Source organism: Kitasatospora sp. NPDC056783, from assembly GCF_042789895.1.
Taxonomy (GTDB): domain Bacteria; phylum Actinomycetota; class Actinomycetes; order Streptomycetales; family Streptomycetaceae; genus Kitasatospora.
This window is the reverse complement of the sequence record NZ_JBHUAF010000575.1, coordinates 1-3606: the sequence shown is the minus strand read 5'-3', so window position 1 is coordinate 3606 and position 3606 is coordinate 1. Positions and strand designations below refer to the sequence as shown.

General features: G+C 73.4%; 3 protein-coding genes. 1 reads left to right on the top strand and 2 read right to left on the bottom strand.

Translation table 11 applies throughout. The features are described 5' to 3' along the window. Positions 1-10: 10 nt before the first annotated feature. On the bottom strand, positions 11-1663 hold the full coding sequence (locus tag ACFRMQ_RS39295) for a multicopper oxidase family protein (RefSeq protein WP_380735691.1): 1653 nt from the start codon (positions 1661-1663) through the stop codon (positions 11-13). A gap of 154 nt (positions 1664-1817) precedes the next feature. Continuing rightward, positions 1818-2273: a hypothetical protein gene (locus tag ACFRMQ_RS39290; RefSeq protein ID WP_380735690.1), complete on the bottom strand. Its 456-nt coding sequence runs from the start codon at positions 2271-2273 to the stop codon at positions 1818-1820. Between the two features lie 210 nt (positions 2274-2483). Between ACFRMQ_RS39290 and ACFRMQ_RS39285 the strand changes: the two genes are divergently transcribed. Next, positions 2484-3443: an aldo/keto reductase gene (locus ACFRMQ_RS39285; protein WP_380735689.1), complete on the top strand. Its 960-nt coding sequence runs from the start codon at positions 2484-2486 to the stop codon at positions 3441-3443. The last annotated feature ends 163 nt before the right edge of the window (positions 3444-3606 follow it).

The following is a 3606-nucleotide window of genomic DNA, read 5'->3' as shown; positions in this document are numbered from 1 at the left end:
AGCCTGAGGATCAGGCCCGGTAGCCGAGGACGGTCATCATGCCGGTCTCCGAGTGGTAGACGTTGTGGCAGTGCACCATCCACAGGCCCGGGTTGTCGGCGTCGAAGTCGACGGCCAGGGTCGTGCCCGGCAGCACGATCGCGGTGTCCTTGCGCGGGCCGTCACCGGGCAGCGCGAAACTGTGACCGTGCAGGTGGACGGGGTGCCACATGGTGGTGCTGTTGCGGAACTCCAGCCGCACCCGCTCACCCGCCGCCACCGGGTAGCGCTGCGCCGGGTCGTACCTGCGACCGTTGAACGCCCAGTCCGCCTTCGCCATCCCACCGGTGAGCTCCAGCTTCACCGTGCGGTCCGGCGACTTCGCGGGCAGCCGGACGCTCGGGTCGGCCTTGAGCTGCCCGGCGGTGAGCAGCCGGCCGTCCAACTCGGCCGGGCGCGCCGAGGCGTCGGGCGCCGCGCCGCCGCCGGTGCGCAGCACGGCCAGCGCGGTGGCGTTCTTGCCCTCGGCCAGCGCCGTCAACGGGAAGACACCGTCCTTGGCGGTGACCAGCACGTCGTAACGCTCGCCCATGCCGAGCAACAGCGCCTGGGTGGTGGCCTGTTCGACCGGGAAGCCGTCCGTGTGGGTGACGGTCAGCTCGTGGCCGCCGAGGGCGACCCGGTAGGCGGTGTCACCGCCCGCGTTCACCAGCCGGATGCGGATCCGGTCGCCGGGCTTGGCGGTGAAGGTCTCGGGGGCGGCCGAGAGTTTGCCGTTGACCAGGTGGAACGGGTACGCGACGTCGCCCGCGTCGCCGCCCAGCAGCGGACTCTGAGCGCCCATCAGCATCCGGCTGGGGCCCGCGACGCTCGGAGTTCCTCCCCCACCGGACATCCCCGACATGTCGTGGCCCGGCATGGACGGCATGTCGTGCCCGGAGCCCCCCGAGTGGTCCATCCCGCCCATCCCTCCCATGTCACCCATGTCGCCCATGCCCTTGGCGAGTTCGGCGAGCACGGCGTCCGGGGTGCTGCCGTCGATCCCGTCCACCCAGTCGTCCAGGACGACGACCCACTCCTTGTCGTAGGCCAGCGGCTCCTTGGGGTCCTCGACGATCAGCGGGGCGTACAGGCCGCGGTCCTGCTGGACCCCGGAGTGCGGGTGGAACCAGTAGGTGCCCGGGTGGCTGAGCGCGAACCGGTACTCGAAGGACGCGCCGGGCTTGACGTCGGCCTGGGTCACGCCCGGCACGCCGTCCATGTCGTTGCGCAGCGCGAGGCCGTGCCAGTGCAGCGAGGTGGGCTGTGGCAGGTGGTTGGCGAGGGTGACGGCGAGCGTGTCGCCGACGGTGGCCCGCACCTCCTGGCCGGGCAGGCGGTCGCCGTACGCCCAGCTGCGGACGGTGCGGCCGCCGAGGTCGAGGGTGGTCTCGGTGGCGGTGAGCGCGACCCTGCGCTCCGGGCCGGGCTTGCGCCGGGCCTCGGCGGCGGCGACCTCGGGGCCGTTCGGGGCCAGGTAGCCGGCCGGGGCGGCGGCCGGGCTGCCGGTGCCGCTCGCCGACCCGTGGTCCATGGACCCGTGGTCCATGCCCTTCATCGAGCCGGAGGAGCAGGCGGTGAGCAGGCCGGTTCCGGCGGCGGCGAGCGCGGCGCCCAGGACGGTACGGCGGGTGGGTGTGCGCATGGCGGAGTGCACCTCGTGCGGTGTGTGGGTGTGCGGGTGTGTGGGACGTCGCGTCGGCCGTTCCGTGCGCGGGGGCTTCGGGGTGCGAGCGGGCGCGCGGATGCACGCGCGGGCGCTCCCGAGTGGGCGCGGGCACGGAACGACGGGCGCGCGCCTACTGGCGCAGCACCGAAAGCCGGGTGAGGAGTATTCGCCCGCCCCCGGGCGGGGGCAGCGCGCGAACGGCCCGCAGCAGCCGGGCCCGCACCCAGGCGGCGGCGTCACCACTGCGGCTCAGCAGCGGGCCGACGACGAGGAGCACCAGCGTCCAGCCGGCCAGGACGGCGAGGCAGACCGCCATCGGGTCCATGCCGCCGGGGGCGGCGGGGTGGACGGCGGCGGGGGCGGCGTGCGCGTGCGCGTACGTGTCCGCGTGCTCGACCTGATGGAGAGCACCCGCAGGACGCATCGCGGAGCCGTGAGCACCGGAGGCCTGCGTACCGGCGGCGTGCATACCAGCGGCGTGTGTACCGGCGGCCTCGTGCCCGCCGCCCGGATGACCGAGCGTGTGCATCGTCACGATGCCGAGCAGCAACGCGGCGAGCAGCAGCAGGCGCGGCAACCGTGCCATCCTCCGCCTCCCGACCACGTCGCGTTCCCGTACCCCCGCAGGGTATCCCGACCCTACGCCACGCACCGCACCGCGCCGGACCGCGCCGGACCGGACGGTCACGAGGTGACCGCCGAGCCACTTCCCTCCGCAAGCCGTGGTCGATGGGTGATGATTCCGGTGGCCGGGCCACGACCCGGCGACACCATCGACCCCCCGGAGCGAAGACTGATGCACCACCGCAGCCTCGGCGTTGACGGGCCGACCGCGAGCGCGATCTGCCTCGGCGCGATGACCTTCGGCACCACCGTCGACGAGGAGACCTCGACGGCGATCCTCGACCGCTTCACCGAAGCCGGCGGGACGTTCATCGACACCTCGAACAACTACGCCTTCTGGGCGCCGGGTGCGAACGGTTACGAGAGCGAGGAACTGCTCGGCCGCTGGCTGGCCCGCCGCGGCAACCGCGACGACCTGGTGCTCGCCACCAAGGCCGGCGCCCGCCCGGTGCCCGGCCTCCCCTTCCCCGAACACATCGAGGGCCTCTCCGCCCGCGCCCTGCGCGAGGCCGCCGAGGGCAGCCTGCGCCGCCTCGGCACCGACCGCGTCGACCTCTACTACGCCCACGTGACCGACCCGGCCACGCCCGTCGAGGAGACCATGGGCGCCTTCGCCGAACTGGTGGCCGACGGCAAGGTCACCACCCTCGGGTGCAGCAACCACAGCGCCGCCGACCTCGCCTCGGCCAACGGCCTCGCCACCGAACGCGGCTGGCCCGGCTACCGGTGCGTCCAGCAGCGCCACACCTACCTCCTCCCCCGGCCCGACGCCGACTTCGGCATCCAGCGCCCCGCCGACGAGGCCCTGCTCTCCCACCTCGCCCAACGCCCGTCGATGACCCTGCTCGCCTACTCCCCCCTCCTCGGCGGCTCCTACTCCCGCCCCGACCGCCCGCTTCCCGAACAGTACGAGTGGCCGGCCGCCAAGGCCCGGCTGACCGCCCTGTCCGAGATCGCCGAGGAGAGCGGCGCCACCGTCAACCAGGTGGTCCTGGCCTGGCTGCTCGGCCACCCCGTCCCGACCGTCCCGATCATCGGCGCCAGCTCCGTCGCCCAACTGGACGAGAGCCTCGCCGCATTGGACCTCACCCTCGACGAGGACCAGCGCCACCGTCTGGACACCGCGGCCTGACCGCACTCCCCCGGGCTTCCGTCCCTCTGGGGGACGACCCGGAACGGCCCCTGAGATACGCCCCCTAATACTCCAGCCGCACTTCGTGATCAGGTGGCGAGTCTGCGCTGGTAGTGGCTGTGGCGGGCTCGTCCCTGGTGCGTCCGGCGCCATATCGACCAGT

What these genes read in the sequence shown, in the direction of transcription:
- ACFRMQ_RS39285 (WP_380735689.1), top strand. Translation starts at nt 2,484, where the DNA reads ATGCACCACCGCAGCCTCGGCGTTGACGGGCCGACCGCGAGCGCGATC.
- ACFRMQ_RS39295 (WP_380735691.1), bottom strand. Translation starts at nt 1,663, where the DNA reads ATGCGCACACCCACCCGCCGTACCGTCCTGGGCGCCGCGCTCGCCGCC.
- ACFRMQ_RS39290 (WP_380735690.1), bottom strand. Translation starts at nt 2,273, where the DNA reads ATGGCACGGTTGCCGCGCCTGCTGCTGCTCGCCGCGTTGCTGCTCGGC.